A 629-nucleotide genomic window follows, 5' to 3' on the forward strand; every position below is an offset into this window, starting at 1 on the left:
CTCGCATGTCGTGGTCGCGCTTGCCCGCCAGACCCGACTTCCGGTGGTGCATGTCGAGTACCGGCAGCACCCCGATGTGACCGTCGACGAGTCCGTCGCGGATTGCCTGCGCGCCTACCGCTGGCTGCTGGATCAGGGTGCGGACCCGGCCAACACCATCGTGGCGGGTGACTCGGCAGGCGGATTCCTGTCATTTGCAACCGTACTCGCCGCTCAGGCCCAGGGCATCGGCACACCGGCCGGCGTCATCGGCGTCAGCCCGCTGCTCGAACTCGATGGCGAGCGCCGTTCCGGCCATGCCAATTTCGCCGAGGACCGGATGGGGATCGGGCTTGCCCTGCCGATGATCGTCGAATGCGTCGGGCCCAAGAACTCGGACGCCTATGCCCTGTCACCGGTCAACGGAGTGCTCACCGATTTTCCGCCGAGCCTGATCATCGCGGCCGAATCGGAGGCGCTGCGTTGCGATGCCGAACGCATGCATGAGGTACTGACCGAGGCTGGGCGATCGAGCACCCTCAAGCTGTGGCCCGGTCAGCTCCACGCTTTCCCGGCATTCCTGCCGTTTCTCCCGGAGAGCCGCGAGGCCCGCGACTGCATGGTCGAGTTCATTCAGGGCTGCTTGGGCA

1 protein-coding gene is annotated in these 629 nt (G+C 66.3%); it reads left to right on the top strand.

The genetic code is table 11. The features are described 5' to 3' along the window. The coding region (locus tag IMZ11_RS43240) for an alpha/beta hydrolase (RefSeq protein ID WP_228649453.1) at positions 1-629 on the top strand (629 nt) is incomplete at both ends.

The organism is Microtetraspora sp. AC03309, from assembly GCF_020826795.1.
Taxonomy (GTDB): Bacteria; Actinomycetota; Actinomycetes; order Streptosporangiales; family Streptosporangiaceae; genus Microtetraspora; species Microtetraspora glauca.